25 protein-coding genes are annotated in these 23,060 nt (G+C 39.0%); 14 read left to right on the forward strand and 11 right to left on the reverse strand.

What is annotated here, in order from left to right:
* Positions 1-6: 6 nt before the first annotated feature.
* On the forward strand, positions 7-1,989 hold the full coding sequence (locus OZZ83_RS12270; protein WP_002308350.1) for a glucose PTS transporter subunit IIA: 1,983 nt from the start codon (positions 7-9) through the stop codon (positions 1,987-1,989).
* Between the two features lie 69 nt (positions 1,990-2,058).
* On the opposite strand, the gene nrdI is transcribed toward OZZ83_RS12270, so the two are convergent.
* On the reverse strand, positions 2,059-2,505 hold the full coding sequence (nrdI, locus tag OZZ83_RS12275; RefSeq protein WP_002308351.1) for a class Ib ribonucleoside-diphosphate reductase assembly flavoprotein NrdI: 447 nt from the start codon (positions 2,503-2,505) through the stop codon (positions 2,059-2,061).
* Positions 2,506-2,714: 209 nt separating this feature from the next.
* Between nrdI and OZZ83_RS12280 the strand changes: the two genes are divergently transcribed.
* On the forward strand, positions 2,715-4,139 hold the full coding sequence (locus OZZ83_RS12280) for a basic amino acid/polyamine antiporter (RefSeq protein ID WP_002306103.1): 1,425 nt from the start codon (positions 2,715-2,717) through the stop codon (positions 4,137-4,139).
* 176 nt (positions 4,140-4,315) lie between these two features.
* Here the strand turns inward: OZZ83_RS12280 and OZZ83_RS12285 are convergent, their stop codons facing one another.
* From OZZ83_RS12285 to OZZ83_RS12295, 3 genes are all read right to left on the reverse strand, one after another.
* The gene (locus tag OZZ83_RS12285; protein WP_002308353.1) at positions 4,316-5,089 is read right to left on the reverse strand and encodes an ABC transporter permease subunit; all 774 of its coding nucleotides are present in this window, start codon (positions 5,087-5,089) and stop codon (positions 4,316-4,318) included.
* Positions 5,086-5,991 carry an ABC transporter ATP-binding protein gene (locus OZZ83_RS12290; protein WP_002334911.1) on the reverse strand — a complete coding sequence of 302 codons (906 nt, stop codon included), beginning with the start codon at positions 5,989-5,991 and terminating at the stop codon, positions 5,086-5,088. The genes OZZ83_RS12285 and OZZ83_RS12290 overlap by 4 nt, the downstream gene beginning before the upstream one ends.
* Before the next feature lie 160 nt (positions 5,992-6,151).
* Complete coding sequence (locus tag OZZ83_RS12295; protein ID WP_002308356.1) at positions 6,152-6,472, reverse strand: DMT family transporter; 321 nt, start codon at positions 6,470-6,472, stop codon at positions 6,152-6,154.
* A gap of 473 nt (positions 6,473-6,945) precedes the next feature.
* Here OZZ83_RS12295 and OZZ83_RS12300 point away from each other — a divergent pair, with 473 nt between their 5' ends.
* Positions 6,946-7,632 carry a DUF969 domain-containing protein gene (locus tag OZZ83_RS12300; RefSeq protein WP_002308360.1) on the forward strand — a complete coding sequence of 229 codons (687 nt, stop codon included), beginning with the start codon at positions 6,946-6,948 and terminating at the stop codon, positions 7,630-7,632.
* 1 nt (position 7,633) lies between these two features.
* The gene (locus tag OZZ83_RS12305) at positions 7,634-8,578 is read left to right on the forward strand and encodes a DUF979 domain-containing protein (protein ID WP_002308361.1); all 945 of its coding nucleotides are present in this window, start codon (positions 7,634-7,636) and stop codon (positions 8,576-8,578) included.
* 179 nt (positions 8,579-8,757) lie between these two features.
* On the opposite strand, the gene OZZ83_RS12310 is transcribed toward OZZ83_RS12305, so the two are convergent.
* The 3 genes from OZZ83_RS12310 to OZZ83_RS12320 all read right to left on the reverse strand — a co-directional run bounded on the left by OZZ83_RS12310 (position 8,758) and on the right by OZZ83_RS12320 (position 12,044).
* Positions 8,758-9,444, reverse strand: coding sequence for an ATP-binding cassette domain-containing protein (locus tag OZZ83_RS12310; RefSeq protein WP_278023382.1), 687 nt, complete (start codon positions 9,442-9,444; stop codon positions 8,758-8,760).
* A 7-nt stretch (positions 9,445-9,451) separates the two neighbouring features.
* Positions 9,452-11,497: a bacteriocin-associated protein gene (locus tag OZZ83_RS12315; protein ID WP_195943392.1), complete on the reverse strand. Its 2,046-nt coding sequence runs from the start codon at positions 11,495-11,497 to the stop codon at positions 9,452-9,454.
* Between the two features lie 88 nt (positions 11,498-11,585).
* Complete coding sequence (locus tag OZZ83_RS12320) at positions 11,586-12,044, reverse strand: hypothetical protein (protein ID WP_278023381.1); 459 nt, start codon at positions 12,042-12,044, stop codon at positions 11,586-11,588.
* A 234-nt stretch (positions 12,045-12,278) separates the two neighbouring features.
* Here OZZ83_RS12320 and pcp point away from each other — a divergent pair, with 234 nt between their 5' ends.
* Positions 12,279-12,923, forward strand: a complete 645-nt coding sequence (gene pcp / locus OZZ83_RS12325) for a pyroglutamyl-peptidase I (protein ID WP_002287081.1) — start codon at positions 12,279-12,281, stop codon at positions 12,921-12,923.
* Positions 12,924-13,001: 78 nt separating this feature from the next.
* Positions 13,002-14,279, forward strand: a complete 1,278-nt coding sequence (locus OZZ83_RS12330) for a hypothetical protein (RefSeq protein ID WP_002313428.1) — start codon at positions 13,002-13,004, stop codon at positions 14,277-14,279.
* A 42-nt stretch (positions 14,280-14,321) separates the two neighbouring features.
* On the opposite strand, the gene pnuC is transcribed toward OZZ83_RS12330, so the two are convergent.
* Positions 14,322-15,071 (reverse strand): nicotinamide riboside transporter PnuC, encoded by a 750-nt coding sequence (gene pnuC, locus OZZ83_RS12335; RefSeq protein ID WP_002334906.1) that lies wholly within the window; start codon positions 15,069-15,071, stop codon positions 14,322-14,324.
* A 331-nt stretch (positions 15,072-15,402) separates the two neighbouring features.
* Between pnuC and gloA2 the strand changes: the two genes are divergently transcribed.
* The 4 genes from gloA2 (at position 15,403) to OZZ83_RS12355 (ending at position 17,262) form a co-directional block, all read left to right on the forward strand.
* Positions 15,403-15,783, forward strand: coding sequence for an SMU1112c/YaeR family gloxylase I-like metalloprotein (gene gloA2, locus OZZ83_RS12340; RefSeq protein ID WP_002313429.1), 381 nt, complete (start codon positions 15,403-15,405; stop codon positions 15,781-15,783).
* Between the two features lie 95 nt (positions 15,784-15,878).
* Complete coding sequence (locus tag OZZ83_RS12345; RefSeq protein WP_002313430.1) at positions 15,879-16,388, forward strand: hypothetical protein; 510 nt, start codon at positions 15,879-15,881, stop codon at positions 16,386-16,388.
* Positions 16,389-16,464: 76 nt separating this feature from the next.
* Complete coding sequence (locus tag OZZ83_RS12350; RefSeq protein WP_002308376.1) at positions 16,465-16,644, forward strand: hypothetical protein; 180 nt, start codon at positions 16,465-16,467, stop codon at positions 16,642-16,644.
* A 54-nt stretch (positions 16,645-16,698) separates the two neighbouring features.
* A complete protein-coding gene (locus tag OZZ83_RS12355) occupies positions 16,699-17,262 on the forward strand; it encodes a GNAT family N-acetyltransferase (RefSeq protein WP_002320003.1) in 564 nt (187 codons plus the stop codon).
* A 46-nt stretch (positions 17,263-17,308) separates the two neighbouring features.
* Here OZZ83_RS12355 and OZZ83_RS12360 read toward each other — a convergent pair whose 3' ends face one another.
* The gene (locus tag OZZ83_RS12360) at positions 17,309-17,824 is read right to left on the reverse strand and encodes an LURP-one-related/scramblase family protein (protein WP_002313432.1); all 516 of its coding nucleotides are present in this window, start codon (positions 17,822-17,824) and stop codon (positions 17,309-17,311) included.
* Between the two features lie 25 nt (positions 17,825-17,849).
* The gene (locus OZZ83_RS12365; protein ID WP_002312156.1) at positions 17,850-18,719 is read right to left on the reverse strand and encodes a Cof-type HAD-IIB family hydrolase; all 870 of its coding nucleotides are present in this window, start codon (positions 18,717-18,719) and stop codon (positions 17,850-17,852) included.
* A gap of 126 nt (positions 18,720-18,845) precedes the next feature.
* On the opposite strand from OZZ83_RS12365, the gene OZZ83_RS12370 reads away from it, so the two are divergent.
* From OZZ83_RS12370 to OZZ83_RS12385, 4 genes are all read left to right on the forward strand, one after another.
* Complete coding sequence (locus tag OZZ83_RS12370) at positions 18,846-19,526, forward strand: uracil-DNA glycosylase (RefSeq protein WP_002308387.1); 681 nt, start codon at positions 18,846-18,848, stop codon at positions 19,524-19,526.
* 152 nt (positions 19,527-19,678) lie between these two features.
* Positions 19,679-20,659, forward strand: coding sequence for a phosphate acetyltransferase (gene pta / locus OZZ83_RS12375; protein WP_002312157.1), 981 nt, complete (start codon positions 19,679-19,681; stop codon positions 20,657-20,659).
* A 124-nt stretch (positions 20,660-20,783) separates the two neighbouring features.
* Positions 20,784-21,257, forward strand: a complete 474-nt coding sequence (tsaE, locus tag OZZ83_RS12380) for a tRNA (adenosine(37)-N6)-threonylcarbamoyltransferase complex ATPase subunit type 1 TsaE (RefSeq protein WP_002308391.1) — start codon at positions 20,784-20,786, stop codon at positions 21,255-21,257.
* Complete coding sequence (locus tag OZZ83_RS12385; RefSeq protein WP_002306112.1) at positions 21,250-21,774, forward strand: GNAT family N-acetyltransferase; 525 nt, start codon at positions 21,250-21,252, stop codon at positions 21,772-21,774. The genes tsaE and OZZ83_RS12385 overlap by 8 nt, the downstream gene beginning before the upstream one ends.
* A 247-nt stretch (positions 21,775-22,021) precedes the next feature.
* Here the strand turns inward: OZZ83_RS12385 and OZZ83_RS12390 are convergent, their stop codons facing one another.
* The gene (locus OZZ83_RS12390; RefSeq protein WP_002345304.1) at positions 22,022-22,555 is read right to left on the reverse strand and encodes a 3'-5' exonuclease; all 534 of its coding nucleotides are present in this window, start codon (positions 22,553-22,555) and stop codon (positions 22,022-22,024) included.
* Positions 22,556-23,060 lie beyond the last annotated feature (505 nt).

The raw sequence follows: 23,060 nt of genomic DNA on the forward strand, positions 1-23,060 counted from the left end.
AAGACCATGGCAAAAAACGAATTGACTTTGGAAGAACTGGCAAAACAAATTTATCAAGGAGCAGGCGGTATGGGCAATGTTGAAAGCATTGTCCACTGCATGACTCGTGTACGTATGAAGGTCATCAATGATGATCTTGTAAATGTCTCGGAATTAAAAGCGATTCCAGGAGTACTTGGCGTAGTAGAGGATGAACAGCTCCAAGTCATCATCGGACCTGGGAAAGTGAACAAAGTAGCGCAGGAAATGGTTGACTTAGCAGGCGTGAAATTAGGAGAAAAACTTCCTTCTGCTAGTGCAACTACAGCAAGTTCTTCTGCATCTGGAAAAGACCGTGTAAACGAACGGGCACAAGAAATGAAAGCGGCACAAAAATCGAAACAAAAACCCTCTAAAATCAAATCGGTATTAAAAGACATCTCTAATATCTTTGTACCAATGATCCCTGCATTTGTCGGCACTGGGATCGTGGCAGGGATTGCCGCAGTTTTAGCAAACTTAGTCACAGCTGGAACACTAGACGCAGGAACATGGCAACAATATATCGATGTGATGAACATCTTGAAAAACGGGATGTTTAGCTATCTAGTTATCTATACAGGTATCAATGCTGCACAAGTTTTTGGTGCAACGCCAACGCTTGGTGGAGTTATCGGGGCTGTTGTGATGCTGACAGGGATGAATCCAGAAGCACCACTGAAAAACTTGTTTACCGGTGAAGCTCTTGCAGCTGGACAAGGCGGGATCTTAGGTGTTATCTTCGCAGTTTGGTTATTGTCAATCGTTGAGAAAAAACTGCATAAAGTAGTACCTGATGCGGTAGATATCATCGTTACGCCAACTCTTTCCCTGATTGCCATCGGTCTGATCGAAATTTTCTTCATCATGCCTTTAGCAGGGTTCATTTCTGACGGCATGGTCGGTGGGATCAACTGGGTACTTGGTGTTGGAGGAGCATTTGCCGGCTTCGTTCTAGGTACATTATTCTTGCCAATGGTCATGTTCGGACTACATCAGATCTTGACGCCAATCCATGTACAAATGATTGATGAAACTGGTCGTACCTTATTGCTTCCAATCCTTGCGATGGCCGGAGCAGGACAAGTGGGTGCAGCATTGGCATTATGGATCCGCTGCAAAAAAGACAAAGAATTAACAGAAATGATCAAAGGGGCTTTACCAGTCGGAATCTTAGGAATCGGCGAACCATTGATTTACGGAGTAACATTACCTCTAGGACGTCCATTTATTACTGCTTGTATCGGTGGAGGTATCGGTGGGGCAGTGATCGGAATGATCGGAAATGTCGGAGCAATCGCTATTGGACCTTCAGGAGCCGCTTTGATTCCATTGATCTCTGATGGTAAATGGTTAGGCTATATCCTTGGTTTATTGGCTGCTTACGCTGGTGGCTTCGTTGCTACATTCTTCTTCGGTATTCCTAAAGACCGTTTAGAAAAAGAAGAACTAGCGACCGAAACAGCCACAGTAAATGAAGTACCTGAAAAAGCAGTACCTCAAGCTTCAGCTGAAAGTGTGACTATCTTATCATCAGTTGCTGACGGAACAGTTGTTTCTTTAGATAAAGCAAGTGACCCAGTTTTTGCACAAAAAATGATGGGTGAAGGTTACTTTGTAGAACCAGAAAACGGACATATCTATTCCCCGGTTACTGGAGTAATAAGTTCTGTTTTCCCAACAAAACATGCTATCGGCATTACGACACCAAATGGCTTAGAAATCTTGCTTCACATGGGCATCAACACAGTTGACTTAGGCGGTACGCCATTCGATGTGAAAGTAACAGAAGGACAGCAAGTGACACCTGATACGCTTGTAGCAGAAGCTGACTTAGAAGCAATCAAAGCAGCAGACAAAGAAACCTCCATGATCGTCTTGGTAACCAATATGGATCGTGTAAAAAACTTTGTCTTGGAAAAAACAGGTAAAGCGAAAGCAAAAGCACCTGTGATGGATGTCAAAGCTTAATAAGAATAGAAACAATAGAGAACATAAAAAGAAGAAGCCGAAATTTATTTTTCAGCTTCTTCTTTTGTGTTATTTATTTTTTTCTGCCAAAATTTGATAAACGCGTGTCACATCAGATGGTGTTCCCCGTAATTCATAATCTGCCAAGAAAGGAAAGCCGAATCTTTGTGCGTATTGTTTGGCTGTCAGACAATATTGATTATTGAAGTTTTTATTACCGCTACCGACTACACCAAGGCAAAGTTTATGATTGTCTTCGTATTCCAGATATTCGCGCATCGTTTCGGTCAAGATTTCTGTGTCACCGTTGTCTAACCCATTCCCGCCGTCTAAATAAGTAGGAACGAAAGTAAAAAATGGTTCTGTTTCTTTCGTAAAATCACTATTTTCATGGATTTCTTTTAAAGTAACTTCAGGATTGACAGGATCTTCTGCATGCATTTTTTCAGCATATTCTGCTAGATGTTTGGCAAAAGCACGCGTATTTCCTGAAATCGATATATATAAAATGTTCATGGATCATCCCCCAATTCTTTCCCTTTAGTATAGCATCTTTTTAAGTTTTTTGGTGGTGTAATTTGGAAAGGGACTAGGCGCTTTGCTTGTATAATGAGAAAAAAGTCGGTAGAATTATATTTCTATTAAAGTTTTTATTAATTAAGTAAAAATAAAAAAGGTTTGTTATACTTTTTGATAAAAGCGGTTTTACTTTGGAGGATGCTTACATGGATACAGAGCAACAGAAAAAAGGAATTGGTTTGATTCCACTTGCTGCCTTAGTGATTGGTTCAGCGATTGGAGGTGGCGTATTTGGTATTATGACGGACATCTCCGGATCGGCTGGTGGCCCAGCTATCTTCAGCTGGGTACTCGTAGGAACAGCAATGTTGATGCTCTCCTTATCGATCAATAATATCAATAAAAAACGTCCAGATTTAAAAGGCGGGATCTTTAGTTACGCAGAAGAAGGTTTTGGCCGTTTCGCTGGTTTTATCAGCGGTTGGGGTTACTGGCTCACATGCTGGTTAGGAAACGTGGCGTTCGCAACATTGTTGATGAGTGCATTAGGTTATTTCTTCCCCGTATTCGAAGGTGGTCAAAATGTGGCATCGATCGTGATGAGTACGATCTTCTTATGGGGATATGCATGGCTAGTGAATCGTGGAGTTGAAAATGCTAGCTTTGTCAATGCTATCGTCACATTTTGTAAATTAGTGCCATTATTTTTATTTATTGTAGTAGCTATCAGCACCTTTTCGATCCAACAATTCATTAATAACTTTTCTAGCGATATCATATTGAATGCGAATGGGCAGCCGATCCCGTTTTCTAGTCAAGTATTGAGTTGCATCATGGTGATGCTCTGGGTATTCGTTGGTATTGAAGGAGCTTCTGTCGTAGGTTCACGAGCAAAAAAACAATCGGATGTTGGGAAAGCAACGATTCTAGGAATATTCGGTTTGATCATTATTTACGTCTTGGTTTCCATGCTTCCATATGGCACAATGACGATGAATCAGCTGCAAACGATCAAAGCGCAACCTGCTATGGGATATGTATTTGAAATGATGGTTGGTAAATGGGGGGCGGTCGTGATCAACGGCGGTTTGATCATTTCTTTAGTTGGGGTTTGGCTCTCATGGACAATCTTGCCGATTGAAACAATGGGGAATATGGCTGAGGACGGACTTTTGCCTAAAGCATGGGGAAAACTCAACAAAAATGGGGCACCAACTTATGCTATCGTATTGACGACGTTATGTACGAATGTCTTTTTACTTTCATTATTATTCACTGACAGTGCATATAACTTTGCTTATACACTTGGTACAGCAGCGATTTTCTTCACGTGGCTTTTCTTAGGGCTGTACCAAATGAAGCTTTCTTATCAGCGGAAAGAGTGGGTCCAATTTTTAGTAGGGTTTTTAGCAAGTGCTTTTCAAGTATGGGCCATGCTAGTTGTAGCCTTTAATGAAGTGATGCTTGTTCTTGTTCTTTTCTTACCAGGTATTTATTTTTACCTCAAAGCACGTAAAGAACAAAACGAACCTGTACAACATATCCACTTAGATAAGATTTTACTTATCGGTGTGACGATGGTCGGAGTAATCGCAATGGTTTTATTTGCCACTGGGATGCTTCACGTATAGAAGTATAAAGAGAGGCTGTGAAGCCTGTGGTTTATTCAAAAAAGAAGCGGTGACAACATTCGTGTCATCGCTTCTTTTTTTGAATAAATGGTGTTCAAGAAGTAGCTTCTTCTAAAAATAAGCCGAAATTTCTTGAAACTGGCCACTTCTGTCACAACTTCTTTGTTAATGAACCATCATACATTTTTTCGCTTGAATACGAGGTATCCCAATGCTAAGAACAAAGCAATGTAAGCTAAATTGCCAAACAGCATTTGATTAGTAGAAAGATGAGTCAATTGCTTCATAATCTCTTCGTTGCCAATTTGGTTTTGCAGATTCAGCATACTGATTGGATTCCATTTGATCCACTCCCATTTTTGAATGAGTGCGATGAGGATACCAGATATGATTGATGAAGCAAAATAAAAGACGATCCCTGCTGAGATGGAGGCACCGGAACTATTGATAAAACAAGCAATCATCAACACTAAACTTAAAATTAGCCATAAACCGATATAACTACCCAAAGTATAAGTGAATAAGCTTTGGATCAGTGTTTGACCAGTAGAAATCTTCTCCGTAAAGGAAATCGAAGGGAAAAGGATCAGTTTCATCAACACGGTGACAATAATAGCTAAAAGGTATAAATAAATAGAATAAATAACTAATGTGATCCATTTACTTACTAATATTTCTCCTCGAGAATACTTTCGATAAAGGAGATTTTTCAATGTACCATATTGTGATTCCATTGAAATGATCGTACTTGCAGCAGCAATCATGATAAAGACAATCCAAGATGTGGCACTGAAAAGCTGAGCAGTCATTTCAACTGGATCAATGATCGTCGTGTATTTTTTGGCTAGAAGTGCTGTTCCTATGAGTAAAGCGACTAATAGAACAGATAAAACAGCAGTTGACTTTTTCTTGATCAATTTAAATAATTCTTGTTTTACAAGCAATGTCATTTTTCTTCTTCCCCCTTTACTGAATCCAGAATTTCCAATAGGGAAGATTCCAAATCATTCGTCAGATGCTGGACATCTGTCACATGGACATTTTCTGCAGACAATAACTGGATAACAGTTCCTAATAACTCTTCGTTTTCTTTTAGAAGCTTGATTTTATCAGGATCTTCCAAGGGATATCCAGCGTCTGTCAAGATCGTTCGAGCAGCTTGATCATTTGTCGTAGAGATAACGATGAAATCTTGCGCTGTTTGGTTCAATTCAGCCATTGTACATTGTTTGATGATTTTTCCTTGATTGATCAGGATCAGCTCATCGACCATTTTTTCAAGCTCGCTGAGTAAGTGACTGGAGATCAAGAAAGAGGTGCCCTGAGTAGCCAAGTCGGTAATGATTTTTCGCACATCTCTTGTTGCTTGTGGATCCAAACCGTTCATCGGCTCATCTAAAATAACGATAGACGGATGGTTCAGTAAGGCAAGAGCAATTCCCAATTTTTGTTTCATTCCCAACGAGTAGGATTTCGCTTTTTTGTGAATGTACTTTTCCATCTTGAGCTGTTTCACGATAGTGTCGATAGCAGATACATCGTTTGTTTCAGAGAATAACTTCAGATGATCATAACCTGTTAAGAATGGATAGATACCCGGATATTCGATCAATGCTCCTACTTGTTCTAATCCTTTATGACTAGAGGGAGAAATCTCATTTTCACCAATACGGATCGTTCCTTCTGAGTAATGGATCAGTCCTAAAATAGCTTTCATGATCGTTGTTTTTCCAGCGCCATTAGGACCTACTAATCCAACGATTTTGCCAGGAGATAAGCTAAAACTGACATCGCTGAGGGCTTGTTTGTGACCAAAGTTCTTGGATAATTCTTGGACCGAAAGACTTTTCAAAAATATTCACTCCTTTTCTATAGATAGTACAAGCATACACCTGATGAGTAGAGAAGTCGCTAGGTCATTAGTCTTATTTTCTTGTTTTTTCATAGAAAGAGGAATATCAAATAAAAAGCCCCGCTTTTTCTGATCAGTCCTTGTCTGCTTGTCTAAGTATCTAGTGACCGCTAGTGATTTTGATGCCAATGATGCTGATGAGCAGCAACCCGACAAAGAACCAAGTGGAAAGATTCAGCTTATCATGAAACAAGACCACACCAATAATGACCGAACCAACCGCGCCAATCCCTGTCCAAATAGGATAAGAGAGACTCATCGGCAAACTTTTGATTGCCTTTGACAAAAAGTAAAAACTAGCAATCATTCCAATCACTGTGTAGAAAGAATAATTGACTTTGGAAAAACCATCACTCCATTTCATCATCGTTGACCAGAATACTTCCAAAATCCCTGCTATGATTAATTCCATCCATGCCATACTTACATTCCTCCTTAACTATAAAAAAATACACAAAAAGAGGAAAATCATCCCTTCAAAGACCTAATGGAATGATCATCCTCTTTATCCTACCCGGTGGCAGATCGTATATCTTTTTCTGTAGTATAGCACACCTACCAAGTTATCGGCAATCTGATTCTTCTTATTAAGGTGCATCAAGCATCGATGGATACATCATTAGCGGAAAAGAAAATAAATGCTTTTCAACAGCATAGAACTAATCTGTTATTTATAAATCATTTAAAAAAAACGGTAACTGTTCCTTATTTTTATTTATTATCAAGCATTAGATTGAAAAAAGCTTTATCTTACAATAAGTAAGGTGAATTATATAATAAAAAAATAACGAAAAATATTTAAAAATAGTGTCTATTTCGTAAGAAAACAGCTATATTTTTTATGTGTTTTGCATTATAATTAAAAAAATATTGTCATTTTATGGAGGAAAATACATGGAAAATTATCTTAGCCTTTTAGGCGTCTTGATCGTTATTCTCGGGTTCGCATTTAAATTAGACTCGATATTGATCGTAATGGTTGCTTTAGTTGTGACAGCTTTGACTGGCGGTCTTGGCATTCAAGGAATGTTAGAACTTTTAGGCACAAGTTTTGTGAACAATCGTGGGATGGCGATTTTCATCATCATTATGTTGGCGACAGGAACACTTGAAAGAAATGGTCTGAAAGAATCAGCGGCTTCCTTGATCAAGCGATTCAAAAAAGTATCTGCTGGCATGATCGTAGATATTTATGGGATCTTTCGAATGATCTTTGCAGCTTTTAACGTGAGTTTTGGTGGAGTTGCTGGATTTGTTCGTCCGATCATTCTACCTATGGCATTGGGGACCATCGAATCAAAAGGGTTAGAAGTCCATCCGAAGCATGAAGAAGAACTAAAAGGGATGGCTTCAGCTATGGAAAATGTCTGCTGGTTCTTTGGACAAGTACTGTTCATCGGAGGAGCAGGGGCATTGCTAGTCCAATCCACATTGAAAGATCTAGGATATGACGTAACATTGGGACAGCTTGCTTTAGTGGAAGTTCCAGTGGCCATTACAGCTTTAGTCGTGGCAAGTGTCTACTTCTATCTTAAAGAAAAGAAGCTAGCGAAGAAATATTATTCAGGAAAGGGGCAATAAGATGGACTTTTTTACAAATCCTGATATTTTGTTAGGCGATAAATTATTGGAGATCCTTTATATCGTGATGGGACTTGTGTTGATTTACACTGGAGTAAGAAACTTAACAGATCAAACCAATCCTCATCGTTACGGCTCAGCCTTTTTCTGGACGGTTTTAGGGGTAGTTATTGCAGGAGGAAGATGGCTTCCGGCAATCGTGAACGGCGGCTTGATCTTTGCGATGACCATACCCGCGATTGCTAAGAGAGTCAGCAAAGGAGAAAGTCGGCTTCCATCAAAAGCATATATGGAAAAAATGTCAGACAAACTAGGAATGAAAATATTTATTCCAGCTTTGAGTATCGGTGTCTTTGCGATTTTGTTTGCTTTATTCACCAATTTAGGTGCTTTAGTCGGTGTGGGTGTCGGTGTTTTTGCGGCTATGCTGATCTTGATGTTCTTTTCTCGAGATAATCGCCCAAGCACATTTTTAGATGACGCAGCAGATATGCTGGGTACAGTAGGGCCGTTAAGTATGTTGCCCATGCTTTTAGCTTCTCTTGGTGCGGTATTTACAAGTGCCGGAGTTGGAACAGTGATTTCCAATGCCGTAGGTACGATCGTTCCAGAAGGAAATGTGAACATCGGTATCATCATTTACGCTCTTGGCATGGTGATATTTACGGTAATCATGGGGAATGCATTTGCGGCTATCACCGTGATGACGGTTGGTATCGGTGCACCATTCGTATTTAGCCATGGAGCGAATCCAGCGTTAATAGGAATGGTCGCGTTGACTTGCGGTTTTTGTGGAACCTTGCTGACACCAATGGCTGCTAACTTCAATATCGTGCCAGTGGCGATGTTGGAAATGAAAGATAAATACGGTGTGATCAAAAATCAACTTTTCATTGCTTTGTTCATGCTTGTTTTCCAAATTGCTTACATGATTTTATTTAAATAAAAAAAGAGGTTGGGACAGAAGTGGTCAGCTTCAAGAAATAAGAAGGAATTGACGAAAATGGCTTCTCAAATTTTTGTGGAATTTCGGCTTATTTTTCGAAGAAGCTACTTCTGGAACACCATTTATTCGGAAAAAGGAGGTGTGACACTAGTCACACCCCCTTTTTGTTTTTCTAATACTCAGGTCAGAGCGCTGATTTCACAACCTCTTTTTTTAGTTTCCTGCCACGAATCTATCGAAAAAGAGCGTGGACTTTTTTCGATGATATAAGGATCATGGGTCACAACGATAACTGTTTTCCCCACGCGATGCTGTTGGAATAGCAGATCCAAGATATGGTTACGGTTCTCGTTATCTAAAGAGCCAGTGGGTTCATCTGCTAGGATCAGTTCTTTGTCTTCTAGTAGGAGTTTGGCAAAAGCTAGGCGTTGCTTTTCTCCGCCAGAAAGACGATAAACTTTTGTTTTCAATGGATAGTCTAAGGAAACCTTGGCAAGAGCTTCTTGCTGCAGCTTGATTTTTTCTCTTCGTCTGGTCTTTTGATAGATGAAGGGGATGTTCAAATTGTCCATGATCGTTTCATCTTCGATCAATCCATGATTTTGGAAAAGATAGGAGATTTTATTTCTCCGTAGTAAAAGAGCTGCTTTGCTGTTGATTTTCGGCGCACTTTTTCCAAAGAGCGAGACCGTTCCTTCATCGAATGAATCAATGAGTCCCAAAAGATTCAATAGGGTGGATTTTCCTGCACCGCTTTTTCCGTGGATCGTCCAAAATTCTCCTTGATCGATCGACAAAGAGACAGCATCCAGGACAAGTTTTTGTTTGTAGGTTTTCGTTACATAATCTAATTGGATGAGAGGCATCAGACTATCATTCTCCTTTTAATATAGTTGCTTTTTCTTTTCTTTCCAAACGGTGCAAGGTGAAGAAAATCATTCCTATCTCTAAGATAGAAAAAAGAATCAGACTCTGGATCCAAGCAAAAGGCGCATCCATGAAAGTCGTATATAAAACCAATGCACCATATTGTATGAAAAACGGCAAGAAAATCATACGATAAGTTTTGATCATGGAAATACCATTCAATCGCCAAATCGTATATTTCTGCTTTTTGATCTTCAAAGAAATCAGCACGAGATAAGCAATCATCGTGATCAAAAGATAAAGAGCGAAGAGAATTTCCAGACTATGTCGTTTGATTTCACCAATTTGTCTTTGTAAATCTACTTTTTTGATTTCTGAAAGCGGGGTGAGCGCTGGATAGTTGTCCAATAAATAATTTTCTTCCAGTACTTTTTTGATGGGTTCGAATGTTTTCTCGACCGATTGAGTGATAGGAACTTTGACTGGGTCGAAATATCCACCACCAGTAATGATTTGTCGGAGGTTTCCCGCACTGTTGTTTCTTGTTTGGACTTCGATGACATTCGGATAGTGAATGATTTCTTCATCTGGGTGGAATGTATGGATCTCTTGTTTGGACCGGATGAGATAAAAATCAGCTTGTGATTCATCCAGAAAGTAACCATGCAAATAATGTTCTTTGATTTCTTGGAACTGATTCTCCAATCTTTCCGGTACTAAAAAGACACGTTGGGTTTCCTCGGGAGAGATCGTTATTTTTTGTCCAGTTACGCTGATGATCGGGTATTTTTGCAAATAATTGACATTTACACAAATTTTGCGGTTGATTTCTTTTTCTTCCATAAAGTAACTGACTGTACCAATCAGCAGCATCCCGTTTTCTTCTAGATGTTGATACAAGCGGTCTTGTTGGATACTTAATACATTGTTTTCGATACTGATGACTTCATGGTTGTTTTTTCCTGAATAGGTATTATAAAATACTGCATACTCAGAAAATTCATCCGGATAGGTAGAAGGACTAAGTGATAGATTGACCAGTTCGACAACAGTAAGGACGCTGGCTAAGCACCAGACAAATGCGATTGTCTTAAAGAGATAAAGTGAAAAAATAAAGGTTCTGGCATATGATCTCCTATTGAGTTTTTCAGCAAAAGAAGTGGAACATAAGAAATAAACGACACACAGCGAGCTAACGACAGATACGGCAAAAAAAGCCGCTTGGTAGCCCATGTTCGAAAGAAAGATCGATGGATCGAAGATTAATTGAGCAAAACAACACGATGCGAATAGGAAGAGCAGTTGTTTTAGCAGTACTTTATACAAGATCGTCGCACAAGAAAGTCCGTTCAATCGTAGGATCGATAACTTTCTTGCATTGTCGAATAGCCATAGAGCGGTAAATAACAGGAAGAAGACTAGACTGATAATAATCAAATTCCTCACAGGACGAAAATCAAGCAACATGATGGTTTCTGAATAATCTGTATATTGAAAATCCTGCACCGTGAATGAAGGTTGATAGAGTTCATTATACTTAGTCGTCAAGCTTTCGATGAACGCGGATACCTGCTCTGTATTTTGGCTTTCTACAAATTTCGTTGCTTCTTTAAAGGAAGGCAGCTCTATCAATGGATGATTGTTGAACGAAGCATAATTGATCGTATAGTGTTGGGTTGAGAGGTGTTTGGCTGAAGGATGATTCAGCAGCGTTCTCAAATCAGGCTCATTGGAAAAATAGTCGATCACGACTAAATCAACACTTGGGTCAGGCTTTCCGTTCGTGATTTTGGGTGTGAAATTTGTTTCACGAAAAAGTACGTTCAACTGTTCTTCTTCTGCCGTTTCGAGCAAAATGGACAGGTTTCTCGAAAAATTTTGTCGATCGTCTTGGATCGTTCGAGGTAGATCGAACGATCGGTATTGTTCAGGAAGCGAATAGCTGTCGGCGATGATCCTTTCTTGTGTCGTTTCTCGGATATAAAAGAAAATCATGAATGAAAGGATAGAAAAAAAGACAAATAAATTCAACCGAATAAGTTTATTGTTCATGAAATGTGATCCTTTACTGTTAAAATAGGTAGCAACTTTTTAATGACGTCTGATGAAAACATCGGTGTGGTTACTTAGAAGTGGCTAATCACCAGCCGTAATACGCTAAGCCTGTGTGTTTGCTATCACCTACTACAGTGGCATAGGCATACATGTTACGGTCAGCATAAGCAGTATATCTTCTACCTCCAACCACTGCTGTTGCATAGTGGAATTTATCATAATGATTAAAATTTGACCAAGCTTGTTTGGTTCCCCATGCTACTCTCGGCCAACTATGCGTCCCGTATGTCCAATGTCCGCGGTGGATATGGACAGATCCTCTACATTCTAAAGGGGCATCCGTTATGAGAGAGGGATCTGTCGTGCCAATCACTTTCCCGCTATCATCCAAAATGACCCCGCCTGATCGAGGCATTTGTTCGGTTATCCGTATTTCGTTTTTTGAGTCTGTGACTGTGTCAGCATGTGCTTCTGCTTGCACCATGCTAATGACGGTACTTCCTAAAAGAAGTCCTATTTTGCAAAATAATGTTATTTTTTTCATTTTTTACTTCCTTTCTTCGATAAATGGTATAGGTGATATTTTCATCAGATTATCTTTATTTTATAGTAAAATAATCCGCTTTCAAAGTAGTGGAACACTATTTTTTTATAAGAATATATTAAGTTTGCTATGTTATGTTATTTAAACTCTTCTTTCCTTTATTTACGCTGTTCAAAGAAAATGGTAAGATAAAAGATAACCATATGTTAAATCAATCGGACGGAGGAACAACAGATGAAAGTACTAGTAACAGGTTTTGATCCATTTGGTGGGGATAAAGTGAATCCAGCCTATGAAGCAGTAAAGAAAATGCCAGATGAAATCAGCGGTGCTGAAATCATCAAAGTGGAAGTACCGACCGTATTCGAAAAAAGCAGTCAAGTAGTCAAAGAAGCCATCCAACAGCACCAACCAGATGTCGTGATCTGTGTCGGACAAGCAGGCGGACGGTCAGCAGTCTCGTTCGAACGTGTCGCAATCAATCTAGCAGAAGCAAGAATTCCTGATAATGAAGGAAATCAGCCATTTGATACGGCTTTAGAAGAAAACGGTCCAGCCGCTTACTTTACTTCATTGCCAATCAAAGCAATGACAAAAAATGTACAAGATCATGGTCTACCAGCGTACATCTCTTATACAGCAGGAACATTTGTCTGCAACGATATCATGTATCGTTTGCTTCATTTGATCGAAACGCAATTCCCTGCAATTCGCGGTGGGTTCATCCACGTACCATTCTCACCAGATCAAGTGATCGATCGTCCAGTGGGTACACCTTCTATGTCTCTGGAAGACATTGCTTCTTCTTTGACTTATGCAGTTGAAGCAGCAGTAGAAAATAAAGAAGATATTTCCGGGAATGCCGGAACAACTCACTAATTTAGCAAGAAACACTGGCTGGTTGCTAACGTTATGTTAGTAGCCAGCTTTTTGTAATTAGAAAGGAAAGAAATAGCTGTGGAAGAATGGCAATCCGTCTTTGAAGAATGGTTTCCAAAAGAAATCAACAAAAGCTATCCTATTAAGATCTCTAAACAATACACAAGCAGTCAACGTTGGGAGATCTATGCAAAATTAACAAAAAAACAGCGGGAACTAGTCGATAAGCACCGCCGATATCTAATCAGCTCTCGTTTTATGGAAGAACATTATTTGGCCGCAACAGATTGGGTGTTTTCTGACTTCAAGATCAATCCGTTTTTTCGAACAAAACGAAGCCAGCAAAAATTGTATTGCGAATGTGGGAGAGAATTAAAAGTGCAATATATAGTCAAATCGCCAAAAACCGGAAAGACCCTAAAGCTAGGTATCAACCACTTTGCCGATCACCTGCATGTTTCTCCGACAGTAGCAGCTTCGATCCATCAGGGAATGACAAAAGTCGATCTGGCCTTAGATGAATTATTATGGCTTAAGCAAAAGAATATCGATTTTCCTGAAGAACTATGGCAAAAATACTGTTTTGTCCTGTACCAAAATCGACGGATGAAACAGCCGTATTTACCGGATATAAAATTAGCACAGCGTCTCGCAGAATTTCGCCAAGCAGAAATGCCGATTTACATAGCGGATTATCAAGCATTGGAAAATGAAATCAAGAAAATCAGTGAACACATCAATGGGCAGCCAAAAAAGCGACAGATAAAGAAAGAACTGTTTGACGACTTTGCAGAAGAATTAGTAAAGGATGTAGAAGAATTCTTGAACAACTATCGCACATTTTTACGTAAAGATTGGCAATCCATCGTTTATGAAGAAGTGCCAGCACATCCTAATGCTTATTTTGAAACGTTTATTTCCGCATTGAGAAAGACAAAACGTCAGCGAACACCAGAAGTCATTGCTCAGATAGAATATTTTGCGAAAAAACAACGGTTCATCCAACCAAAAATCTATCTATTTATTTGGAAGCAATATTGTCGCTATGGTTTTACGGAAGGATTCTTCGACAGCATTCCTCGGATAGTCAGAAATGGTTTTTTAAAAGTATTGCGTAAAGAACGAGAAGCCGTACAATCTGCTGATAAGAAAGAGCGCGCAGTCTCAAAAGAAAAATGGCAGCTAGTAGTGAAGGATATCCAATCTGGGAATGTACAAGAGACGATCGACAAATGGAAAGGGAAACATTATCGTTTTACTGAAGCGCAAAAACAAGCCTTAGAATATTATCAGAAGTTAGAAGAATCACTGCGTTTCAATGATGAGGCAAGAAAGTATCTGAAGGAATTACTATAAAAAATAGGCTTTCTCTCTATTTTTAGAGAAAAAGCCTATTTTTTATGCGTGTTGCTGTGCGTTGTAGTATTCTTCTTCCATTTTTTGCATACGTTCACGTTCTTTTTGGTTATACCAAGGAGAAACGGTAAATGCAAGGACATCATTCAGCAAGTAAACAGAGCTGTTCACGAACATTGCCAAACTTGCAGATCCATGCGTAAATGAAATATACCAAAGGACCATTTGTGCAAGCCCTGAAGCTAACCACCAGTAATATTGGTTATTGTAACGCAAGAAACTGATGATACCAGCAGTCAAGCTAATGGAAAAAGCAATGGCATCTATCCATGGGCGAGGATCATCTGTATAACGACCAATCAGGAATCCTGAAACAAGATAGACAAGGAAAGTACTGACGATTGCGATAAACCAGCTTTTTCCAGTGAATTTTCGGATTTTTGAAGCCATATTATGATTCCATTCTTTACTTAACAATACGGGGATATCCAATGTGATCATATAAGCAATCTGTTCACCGATACTTAAATAGTTCTTTGCTGAAAATCCAACGATAATAAAACAAATCGCAGACAAAATACCTAAAATACCGTTGACTGATTTTGCCGCATTGATGGATAAAATACACAATACACCAAGCGTGGTACCGATAAATGTGATAACGGACAGCCAAGTGATGGGACTATTGACAAGAGTCATGACCTGACAGCCAAGACTGAAAAAGAAAAGATAATAATTTTGTTGCGGCCAGCCTTTTAGCTGATGAGCTAAAAACTGAAAATATGACTTCATGTATGAGGACTCCTTAAGACACTAAATGTAGTGTGTTCTGTATTTACTAACACAATCTATTGTATGCTTTTCTTGAAAAAAAACTAGTCTTTCAATTATAAATAATTTGTGTTATGATAATTTTCTGTTTGTTTTCTTGAAAATATAATTTCTTACTTTCATTTATTATATTGGGAACAGGAAGAGTGTCTTGGAGGACCTACTTTCTGTTTTTTTTTTGCCTTTTTTCTTATAAAAAGAAAAAACAGCTATTTTTTTCAAGCTGACACATTTACAATAGAGCTGGAGAAAAAGGTAGATACGAATTTAAACGAAGAATAGGAGTGCTTATATGAACCTTACAACGATCCATCATGTAGCCATCATTGTTTCAGATTATCAGAAATCACGTGATTTTTATGTTAATAAATTAGGATTTGAAGTAATCAGAGAAAACTACCGCAAAGAACGAGATGACTATAAATTAGATCTGAAACTAGGAAGTGCCGAATTGGAGATTTTTGGAATTGCCAATGCACCACAACGACCAAACTATCCAGAAGCTTGTGGCTTGCGTCATCTTGCTTTCAAAGTAGACGATATCGAAGAAACAATTGCAGAATTGCATTCCCTAGGGATCGAATCTGAACCGGTAAGAGAAGATACGTTTACAGGTAAAAAAATGACGTTTTTCTTTGATCCAGACGGGTTGCCGTTAGAACTACACGAATAAAGATAACAAAATTGTCACTTTTTTTTCGTTTCATTCGATTTTTCGTTCGTTCATTTCTTGATATTCTTTTAAAAAAAGAAACAGGAGAATGAAGAATGAAAAAAATGATGTTTGGTGCTGCTGCCCTCATCGTAATATTGATTACCGGTATGACAGGATTGCTCAGCGCCGCTTTTCACTTGGATGATATTAGTGATCAAGAATATCGGATCTCATTGAACGAAGCAGCAGCAATCGCTAAAAAAGAAATAAAAAAACACAATATATCTTCTATCCATTTTACAGTGGAAAAAGAATTGGATAATCCTACGAATGCAACATATGAATACCAGTTTTTTTGTGAAGGACAAGTCATAGCAGTCAACCCGACCACTGGGAAAGCAACTGTAAGGAATCATACAGAAAAAACAGCAGAACCTCTATTTGACATAGAAAAAACGGAAGAGTTCAAGCAACCGCAAGCAGCGATGAAGGAAGCAGTTAGCTACTACGGGAAAAAAGCAAAAGTGAAAGAGTGGGCAATTGTAGTTAAAGATGAACGTCCGTATTATCAAGTCCAATTAATTGATGGAAAACAGACTCAACAGGTATGGATATCTGCATAGAAAAAGGCTATCGCTTCTCTTTTTTTCAATATAAGAGTAAGCTAAGAGGGTAAAGATGAAAGGAAGTTGAGATAACATGGAAAAAATGAAATGCCCTAATTGCGGAAAAAAATTTGCATACGAAGAAGTCAATAATGTAGTCGAACATAATGATAAAGAAATGCCAATCGTCTGCCCTTATTGCCGAACTGAAGCGGCAAGAATCGTTACTCATGGTTATTTCATTACTGAAAAGATAGAAGATTTTTTAAAATAACGATTTTGCGATTTCTTTTTCTGCATGTTAGAATGGAGAAAAGGAGAGGAAACTATGATTCGTTTTGCGAGAAAAGAAGATGCTCCAGAAATCGCTCCATTGATCTTAGTAATTCTAAAAGACATGGAATTGCCATTTTTGAAGCAGACAGGGGAACAAAAGACTTTAGAGATTCTAGAAGAAGCCATCACTGATCCAAATTATCGCTACAGTTATTCACGAGGTATCGTAGAAGAAATAGACGGTAAAGTTGCAGGAGTTGCTTACGGTTATACAGATGAAGAAGAAGCCATCATCGATCAGCCGCTGGTACCTATCTTAGAAAAATATCAGTTAGATGCGTCTACACGTTTGTTCATTGATAAAGAAACGTTTCCCAATGAATGGTATTTGGATTCTATCAGTGTATCAGAAGATTTTAGAGGGCAAGGCATCGGTTCACGATTATTAGAAGCATTACCTAAATTGGCGAAGAAAGCGAATCGCTCCGTCATCGGACTAAGTGTGGATGAAAAAAATCCAAAGGCTAAAAAATTATACGAACGCCATGGCTTCAAAGTGGTCGGTCAGCGGATGATCAGTGGTCATCTTTATGATCATATGCAAAAGAATATCTAAAAAGATGTACCTGAAATGCGGAAATACGCATTTCAGGTACATCTTTTTAACTTAAGTCAAGCCGATAAGAAACAGGCTTATCGCGACTTTTGTCTTTACGGTAAAGCCAGTAATCTAAAACCGCAGCAATACAAATACAAATAGGAGCATCTTCATCATTTGAGATATCCAGTACATAGTAATCTCCTGAAAAAAGCGTAGCTTTATCCATCTTCATGATTTGTTGATTGAAATGGTGGATTTGATATTGATGATTATAGATATCACCTTGGACTGTCCAGTGAAGCCTACGAATATAATAAAAATCACCGGGCCAATTGAATATTTTCTGCATGGTTCCCACTTTTTCGAACTCCTTATACAGCTCAAAACGCGTACCGAATGTCAGGCTTATTTGCTTGATGTGGGCAACAAGATCGCCATTCATGGCATAAAGAGACAACGCATCGCCCTTTGTTCCCCAACGACCAACCATCAAAAACAGGGAATGCCCTTTTTCGTTTTTGACGATTGTCCGAGTCGCACGTCCAAGCTGTTTTTCCTGAATGAAAAATTCTGACATCTATATCCCTCTTTTCTAGATAAAACTATAAGTCTTCTGCAATCGCGCGCAATATGGCTTTTCCTACGCCAGATTCAAGGTTCGTGTCCGTTGTATATTTGGCATAATCTTTTACTTCGATTTCTGCATTTCCCATTGCAAAACTGACTCCAGCCACTTGCAGCATACTGACATCATTGAAATTATCACCAATCGTCATGACTTCTTCTAAAGAAATGCCACGCTCATGCGCGACGTGGGCAACGGCAATCCCTTTTTGAGCGTTTTTATGGTTCACTTCAATATTGTTTTGACCAGAAGAAGTGACAGCTAAATCACCTAAAAGAGAAATCTGCTTACCAACTGGTCCTAACACAGCAGGTCCTTCTGTATGAAAACAGATGATTTTCAAGACTTCCAGATTCTTTTCTTCCAAAATGGTACGAATACTGTCTACATATGTGATGTGCAACAACTCCAGCTTAGCTGAGGCCATGGCAATCGCCATTTTATACGTAAGGTGAGGTAAATGGGTAGCGACCATGGAAGCAAAGCTTTCGATCCGCTTCGCTTGATTTTCAGAATAAAGACCATCGTTGGTTGCTACTTCATAGTAAATACCGTTAGCGTCTAAAATATCCAAAACAGAGGTTGCTTGATTATTTGGGATGGAGACGGTAAACAAGGAATTTCCTTCTTTATCAAATACCTGTGCCCCGTTCAAAGTGATCATCGCACAATCGATTCCTACTTCATCCAAAGCGGCGCGAGCTTCTTGGTAGTTTCGTCCAGTAGCGACCATGAACTCAACGCCGGCATCGTTTGCAAAACGTATCGCTTCGGCATTTTCAGGAGAAACACTCATATGGGCATCTAATAATGTGCCATCCATATCTGATGCAATTAATTTGATCATAATGATTATCGTTCCTTTCTGCTTCTTGTTCCTAGTTTACCATATTAATCAAGTGCTGAGGGGGGAAGATTGTCCCTTGTGATTGAAGAAAATGTGAGTTATTCTTTTTATTAGGAGGTGGAGGTTTTGAAAGAAATCATTCATAACAGTTGGCAAGAAGTTTTGTCCTCAGAATTTTCAAAAGATTATTATCTGCATCTAAGAGAATTTTTAAAGAAAGAATATGCGACCCAAAAGATCCATCCAGATATGTATCATATCTATGAAGCGTTGGAATTGACTCCTTATGAAGAAGTCAAAGTAGTGATTTTAGGACAAGATCCTTATCATGGAGAAAACCAAGCTCATGGATTATCTTTTTCTGTGCAGCCCGGCGTGAAGATCCCGCCATCTTTAAGAAATATCTACAAAGAGCTTCATGATGATCTTGGTATCGTACCTGTTCAACATGGAAACCTAGTGTCATGGGCTAAACAGGGAGTCCTCTTACTCAACACTGTTCTTACTGTTCGGGAAGGGCAAGCTTATTCACATCGCGGGAAAGGTTGGGAAAGATTAACAGACACGATCATTGAAAAATTAAATGAACGAGAAAAACCAATCGTGTTTATCTTGTGGGGAAAACCGGCGCAAGAAAAAATCAAAATGATCGATAAGAGCCGTCATATCATCATTACATCTCCACATCCGAGTCCGCTATCCGCAAGTCGTGGCTTTTTTGGTTCCAAACCCTTCTCGAAAACGAATGATGCACTCCTTGCGTTAGGAGAAGAACCGATTGATTGGCAACTGCCTGAAACAGTGTAATAAAACAGCGCTTTCCTGTTATAGCGCAGTTTGCCATATATGTGAAAAACTTCATTTTTCCGGCATTTTTGACTGATACAGATAAAATAAACTGTTCTTTTTTTATGGAATAGTGTATGATAATACATATAAAAACGTCTGGAGGTCATCTTGTGGAATTGTTTGATAGTTTAAGATTTAAGATTGTTCGCCGTGGGATCAAAATCGTTTTCCCGGAAGCTACTGATGCTCGAATTTTAGGTGCAGCTGCCCGGTTGAAAGCAGAAGAACTGGTGGAACCCATTTTAGTAGGAAACGAAGAAGAAATAAGAAATGCAGCACATGCCAGAGGAATCAAAACATCTAGCTTTACGATCATTAGTCCTGATACTTATGATAAGTGGGATGAAATGGTAGATGCATTTGTCGAACGTAGAAATGGAAAGGCATCCAAAGAACAAGCAGAAAAGATTTTAAAAGATGTGAATTACTTTGGTACGATGCTTACGTATATGGGTGTTGCAGACGGCATGGTCTCTGGAGCAATCCATTCGACGGGCGACACTGTTCGTCCAGCACTCCAAATCATCAAAACAAAACCTGGTGTCAGTCGGACAAGTGGTGCGATGATCATGGTACGTGGAAGAGACCAAGAAAAATACGTCTTTTCTGATTGTGCAATCAATGTGAATCCAACTGCACAAGAATTGGCAGAAATCGCTGTAGATTCTGCAAAAACAGCTGAACTGTTCGATATCGAACCAAAAGTGGCGATGATGAGCTTCTCGACAAAAGGTTCAGCGAAATCGCCAGAAGTAGACAAAGTAGTTGAAGCCACTAAAATCGCTAAAAAACTAGCACCACAATATTTGATCGACGGCGAATTGCAATTTGATGCTTCTTATGTTCCTTCAGTTGCACAACTGAAAGCGCCAGATTCAGAAGTAGCTGGTCAAGCAACAGTCTTTGTATTTCCAGAATTGCAATCAGGAAATATTGGCTATAAAATTGCTCAACGTTTTGGTAACTTTGAAGCAATCGGACCAATCTTGCAAGGTTTGAACAAACCGGTTTCTGATTTGTCTCGTGGGGCAAATGAAGAAGACGTATATAAATTATCGATTATCACAGCAGCACAAACATTGATTGATTAACAAATACACATGGACTAGTCCAAAAACGGCAGCTGCTGTTCTTGGCTAGTTCGTTTTTTTCTTTAAAAAAACTTCATTACGCGATATACTGGCAAAAAGAAAGAAGAGCGGGAGAAGATGAAAAATGATCGAACTATCAGGATTAACAATGACAGAACAATTTGCAGAAGCAATTGGTCATTCCGCCATGCCAGGTGATAATCTGATATTGACTGGTGATCTAGGTGCGGGTAAAACAACATTGACGAAAGGTATCGCCCAAGGACTGGGAATAACGCAAATGATCAAAAGTCCGACATACACGATTATTAGAGAATATAATCAAGGCAGGATTCCGTTGTATCACATGGATATTTATCGGGTAGCAGCTAGCGGAGCTGACTTAGGGTTAGATGAATATTTTGAAGGAGATGGGCTTTCCGTTGTCGAATGGGGAAACCTATTAGAAGAAGCACTGCCAGAAGATTATTTGGAACTGATTTTAGAAAAAAGTGATACAGATTTAGAAAAGCGTTATGTGAAATTAATCTCATATGGTGAACAAAGTGAAACATTCAAACAGCGAATCCTAGAAAAATGGGTTGAAAACCATGAGTGAAGAAATTGGAATCATCTTGCGGGAAGCAGTGCCAGATGATGCAAAAGATATTCTTTCGATGATGGAACAAGTCAATAGCGAGACAGAATTTTTAGCTTTAGATGAAGCTGAACTTCTTTTACCCCCAGAAACTTTATCAGAAGAGTTGAGTTATATGTACGAAAGCAACAATAATTTATTGCTGCTTGCTATCAATGAGGGGACGATTGTTGGAACAGCATCAGTCAAAGCAGACAGTCAATTTCGTTTATCTCACGTGGGAGAAGTCGGTATCAGTATCCTGCAGGAATATTGGGGAATGGGACTAGGTACTCTTATGCTAGAAGAAATCATCAATTGGGCGAAGGAAATGGGTGTACTTTTTCGATTGGAGCTGGATGTTCAAGTTCGTAATGAAAGAGCCGTACACCTTTACCAGAAAATGGGTTTCCAAATCGAAGCGGTCATGCCTAGAGGGGCAAGAACAGATTTAGGTGAATTTTTAGATGTATATAAAATGAGTTATTTGATTGAATAGAAAAAATAAGAAAAGAGTTAAGAAACTGTCATCCTTTTGGGAAGGCAGAAAAACGTATGAATGGACTGTGACAAAAGTCGTGACGCAGTCCATTTTTTGAATAAACGGTGTTCAATCAGCTGACCTTCGATATTCGCTCAAAAAACGGCAAAATATGAGGAACTATTTTGCCGTTTGTTTCTCTAATAATCAGATCAAAACGCTGATTTCACAACCTCTTTGTGCGTTTCATAAGTAAATGATTGCTTTACTTTATAGTCACGAGTTTTTTCAATGGATCTGTCCCGAATTTTTTTTCTTGATAAAGCAAGATTTCCGCACACGCACGACTATCTTCCAATGCATCATGATGATGATCTAATTGGATGTTCAAATTTTCGCACACAGTGTTCAATCGATGATTTGGAAATTCAGGAAACAAGCGACGACTGCTTTTCACTGTACATAAAGAAAGATAATTAGGCTGTTCGAGGTGGTAATAATCTAAGCAACCTGCTAAGACCTTTGTATCAAAAGCAGCATTATGTGCAACGACTAAACGATTTTTTTGAAAATATGGTTGGATAGTTTGCCAGACTTCTGGAAATTTCGGGGCATTGCGTACGTCTTCTTGATGGATTCCGTGAATTTGGACGTTTCGCCAGAAAAAAGGAGTTTCAGGCTGTATCAATGTATAGAATTCATCGACGATTCGGCTGTTTTTTACCATGACTAACGCAAGAGAACAAGCGCTATAAGGCTGATGATTGGCAGTTTCAAAATCCATGGCAACAAAATTCATTTCTGTAAAACCTCCTTGGGAAATTACTGTAACATACTTTTGAAAAAAACAAATAGTTTTAACAAAAAACATAGGATTTTTTATGTAGTTTTTGTAGAGAAAAGCTATTTTTTGAACTCATTCCTTGCGACTCGGAGTTAGACGAGAGGATCATGACTTCTCGGTATCAGCTCACAAAACGGCAAAATATGAGGAACTATTTTGCCGTTTGTTTCTCTAATACACAGATCAGGACGCCGATTTCGCAACCTCTTGATAAACGGTGTTCTCCTGCCAACTCCTCAGTCACAAGTCACAATATCCAACAAACATGAGAAGCTGTTTTTTGAAATTGCTCCTTGTGCCTCAGAGTTAAACGGCAGGCTCACAACCTCTCAATAAACGGTGTTCAAAAGCCAGTTTCTCGGTATTAAGCCAAATTTATGCAAAAATGTGGAAAGCCATTTTCACAAAATTTTTCTTAATACTCGAAACTAAACAGCTTTTTCACAACCTCTTGGTAAAC

It is taken from the genome of Enterococcus sp. E5-162 (assembly GCF_035725965.1).
Classification (GTDB): Bacteria; Bacillota; Bacilli; order Lactobacillales; family Enterococcaceae; genus Enterococcus_B; species Enterococcus_B lactis.

Excerpts from the sequence above, each read along its gene's own strand:
- OZZ83_RS12270 (WP_002308350.1), top strand. The coding sequence starts at position 7 with ATGGCAAAAAACGAATTGACTTTGGAAGAACTGGCAAAACAAATTTAT.
- nrdI (WP_002308351.1), bottom strand. The coding sequence starts at position 2,505 with ATGAACATTTTATATATATCGATTTCAGGAAATACGCGTGCTTTTGCC.
- OZZ83_RS12280 (WP_002306103.1), top strand. The coding sequence starts at position 2,715 with ATGGATACAGAGCAACAGAAAAAAGGAATTGGTTTGATTCCACTTGCT.
- OZZ83_RS12285 (WP_002308353.1), bottom strand. The coding sequence starts at position 5,089 with ATGACATTGCTTGTAAAACAAGAATTATTTAAATTGATCAAGAAAAAG.
- OZZ83_RS12295 (WP_002308356.1), bottom strand. The coding sequence starts at position 6,472 with ATGGCATGGATGGAATTAATCATAGCAGGGATTTTGGAAGTATTCTGG.
- OZZ83_RS12300 (WP_002308360.1), top strand. The coding sequence starts at position 6,946 with ATGGAAAATTATCTTAGCCTTTTAGGCGTCTTGATCGTTATTCTCGGG.
- OZZ83_RS12305 (WP_002308361.1), top strand. The coding sequence starts at position 7,634 with ATGGACTTTTTTACAAATCCTGATATTTTGTTAGGCGATAAATTATTG.
- OZZ83_RS12310 (WP_278023382.1), bottom strand. The coding sequence starts at position 9,444 with ATGCCTCTCATCCAATTAGATTATGTAACGAAAACCTACAAACAAAAA.
- OZZ83_RS12315 (WP_195943392.1), bottom strand. The coding sequence starts at position 11,497 with ATGAACAATAAACTTATTCGGTTGAATTTATTTGTCTTTTTTTCTATC.
- OZZ83_RS12320 (WP_278023381.1), bottom strand. The coding sequence starts at position 12,044 with ATGAAAAAAATAACATTATTTTGCAAAATAGGACTTCTTTTAGGAAGT.
- pcp (WP_002287081.1), top strand. The coding sequence starts at position 12,279 with ATGAAAGTACTAGTAACAGGTTTTGATCCATTTGGTGGGGATAAAGTG.
- pnuC (WP_002334906.1), bottom strand. The coding sequence starts at position 15,071 with ATGAAGTCATATTTTCAGTTTTTAGCTCATCAGCTAAAAGGCTGGCCG.
- gloA2 (WP_002313429.1), top strand. The coding sequence starts at position 15,403 with ATGAACCTTACAACGATCCATCATGTAGCCATCATTGTTTCAGATTAT.
- OZZ83_RS12345 (WP_002313430.1), top strand. The coding sequence starts at position 15,879 with ATGAAAAAAATGATGTTTGGTGCTGCTGCCCTCATCGTAATATTGATT.
- OZZ83_RS12350 (WP_002308376.1), top strand. The coding sequence starts at position 16,465 with ATGGAAAAAATGAAATGCCCTAATTGCGGAAAAAAATTTGCATACGAA.
- OZZ83_RS12355 (WP_002320003.1), top strand. The coding sequence starts at position 16,699 with ATGATTCGTTTTGCGAGAAAAGAAGATGCTCCAGAAATCGCTCCATTG.
- OZZ83_RS12360 (WP_002313432.1), bottom strand. The coding sequence starts at position 17,824 with ATGTCAGAATTTTTCATTCAGGAAAAACAGCTTGGACGTGCGACTCGG.
- OZZ83_RS12365 (WP_002312156.1), bottom strand. The coding sequence starts at position 18,719 with ATGATCAAATTAATTGCATCAGATATGGATGGCACATTATTAGATGCC.
- tsaE (WP_002308391.1), top strand. The coding sequence starts at position 20,784 with ATGATCGAACTATCAGGATTAACAATGACAGAACAATTTGCAGAAGCA.
- OZZ83_RS12385 (WP_002306112.1), top strand. The coding sequence starts at position 21,250 with ATGAGTGAAGAAATTGGAATCATCTTGCGGGAAGCAGTGCCAGATGAT.
- OZZ83_RS12390 (WP_002345304.1), bottom strand. The coding sequence starts at position 22,555 with ATGAATTTTGTTGCCATGGATTTTGAAACTGCCAATCATCAGCCTTAT.